Source organism: Mumia sp., assembly GCF_028803055.1.
In the GTDB taxonomy this organism is placed as follows: domain Bacteria; phylum Actinomycetota; class Actinomycetes; order Propionibacteriales; family Nocardioidaceae; genus Mumia.
The window spans coordinates 1-2,294 of the sequence record NZ_JARBCJ010000304.1 but is presented as its reverse complement, the minus strand read 5'-3'; the positions used below and the strand labels follow the sequence as shown (position 1 = coordinate 2,294).

Annotated in this window: 3 protein-coding genes; all 3 read right to left on the bottom strand. The window is 73.8% G+C overall.

Annotation, left to right across the window (positions count from 1 at the left end; all coding sequences use genetic code 11):
* A partial coding sequence (locus PV363_RS17390) for an SDR family NAD(P)-dependent oxidoreductase (protein WP_366525513.1) occupies positions 1 to 326 on the bottom strand: 326 nt, incomplete at its 3' end.
* An 11-nt stretch (positions 327 to 337) separates the two neighbouring features.
* Positions 338 to 1,726, bottom strand: a complete 1,389-nt coding sequence (locus PV363_RS17385; RefSeq protein ID WP_301023030.1) for an aldehyde dehydrogenase family protein — start codon at positions 1,724 to 1,726, stop codon at positions 338 to 340.
* On the bottom strand, positions 1,723 to 2,294 hold a 572-nt coding region (locus PV363_RS17380; RefSeq protein ID WP_301023029.1), incomplete at its 5' end, for a gamma-glutamyl-gamma-aminobutyrate hydrolase family protein. The genes PV363_RS17385 and PV363_RS17380, both read right to left, overlap by 4 nt.

The window sequence follows — 2,294 nt, the reverse complement described above, 5'->3', positions numbered from 1 at the left end:
TGGACGCGCTTCCACGCGTCGAGGTCGGTGACCTCGATCAGGTCGTCCTCCGGCGGCGAGATGCCGGCGTTGTTGAACGCGACGTCGACCGCGCCGTACGCGTCGGCCGCCGCGTCGAAGAGCGCGTCCACCTGTGCCTCGTCGGCGACGTCGACGGGGACGAAGAGGCCCCCGACCGACTCGGCCGCCTCCTTGCCCGCGGTGTGGTCCACGTCACCCACGACGACGCGAGCACCCTCGGCGGCCAGCCGGCCGGCGGCGGCGAGACCGATCCCGCTCGCGCCGCCGGTGACGACCGCGACCCTGCCGGCGAGTCTCTGTGTCAGGTCGAGCGGGCTCATGCGGACTCCTCCGGTGCTGGGCCGTCGGCGACGGCGATGAAGACGTTCTTGGTCTCCGTGAACGCGAACGGGGCGTCCGGACCCAGCTCGCGCCCGATCCCCGACTGCTTGAAGCCGCCGAACGGGGTGGTGTAGCGGACCGAGGCGTGCGAGTTGACCGAGAGGTTGCCGGCCTCGACCGCCCGGGCGACCCGTACGCCGCGCGAGAGGTCGCGGGTCCAGAGGGACCCCGACAGGCCGTACGCGGTGGCGTTCGCGAGCGTGATCGCGTCGGCCTCGTCGCGGAACCGTTGCACGGTGACGACCGGACCGAAGATCTCCTCGACGACGGTGGGGTCGGTGCGCGACTCAGGTGTGAGCACCGTCGGGGCGAACCAGTTGCCCGGCCCGTCCGGCGCCGAGCCGCGGAAGGCGACCGGCGCGTCGTCGGGGACGTACGAGGCGACCTTCTCCCAGTGCGGCCGCGACACCAGCGGACCCATCTCGGTCTCCTCGTCGGCAGGATCACCGACGCGGACCGCGGCGACCGCGGGCTCGAGCAGCTCCATGAACCGGTCGTACGCCGACTCCTCGACGAGGATCCGGCTCCGGGCGCAGCAGTCCTGGCCGGCGTTGTCGAACACGCCGTACGGGGCGGTGGCCGCGGCGCGTTCGAGATCGGCGTCGGCGAAGACGATGTTGGCGCTCTTGCCGCCGAGCTCCAACGTCACGGCGGTCACGGTCGGCGCGGCGGCGGCCATCACGCGGGCACCCGTCACGGTGGAGCCGGTGAAGACCACCTTGCCGACGCCGGGGTGGGTCACGAGGCGCTCGCCGACGACCGCGCCCGAGCCGGGCAGCACCTGCAGGAGCCCGTCGGGGAGCCCCGACTCGGTCGCGAGCTCACCGAGCCGGATCGTCGTGAGTGGTGTCCACTCCGCCGGCTTGACGAGCACCGCGTTGCCGGCCGCGAGCGCCGGTGCGAACCCCCACGACGCGATCGTCATCGGGAAGTTCCACGGGGTGATCACGGCGACGACACCGATCGGGTCGGCGAAGGTCAGGTCGATGCCGCCGGCGACCGGGATCTGACGCCCGAAGAGCCGCTCGGGCGCGGCGGCATAGTAGGTGAGGACGTCGGCGACGTGCCCCGCCTCCCAGCGCGCCTGTCCGACGGGGTGGCCGCTGTTGGCGACCTCGAGGGCGGCCAGCTCGGTGACGTGGGCGCGTACGACGGTGGCGAACGCACGGAGCCCGTCGGCCCGCGCGGCGGGTGCGAGGCGCGACCACGTCCGCTGCGCCGAGCGGGCGCGAGCGACGGCAGCATCGACCGCCTCGGCGTCCACCAGCTCGACCGTGGCGAGGACCGAGCCGTCGGCGGGGTTGTGGACCTCGGTGGTGGTCATGTGCGCACGCCGCTCCGGTCGGCGGCCGCGCCGACCAGCGCCGCGAACAGCCGAAGGTCGTCGAGCGTCTCCTCGGGGTGCCACTGGACGGCGACCACGAACGTCGCCGCCGGCATCTCGACGGCTTCCACCGTGCCGTCGTCGGCCCGGGCGGCGGCGACGAGACCGTCACCGAGCCGGTCGAGGCCCTGATGGTGGTAGCACTGGCCGTCGACGGCGTCGCCGACGATGGTCGCCAGCCTCGTGCCTGCCACGACCGTCGCGGAGGTCGTCGAGAAGGTCGCGTCGCCGAGCTGGTGGCGCGGGTGCCCGACGACGTCGGGGAGGTGCTGGTGCAGCGTGCCCCCGAGGGCCACGTTGAGCACCTGCGCGCCTCGGCAGATGCCGAGGACGGGAAGGTCGCGGGCGAGCGCGCCGTCGAGCAGCGCGCGCTCCCACGCGTCGCGGTCGTGCCGGGGCTCGTCGGTGAGCGGGTGCGGCCGCTGTCCGTACGACGCGGGGTCGAGGTCCTTGCCGCCGGTGAGGACGAGCCCGTCGAGGCGGTCGAGCATCTGCTCGGCGCCCTCGG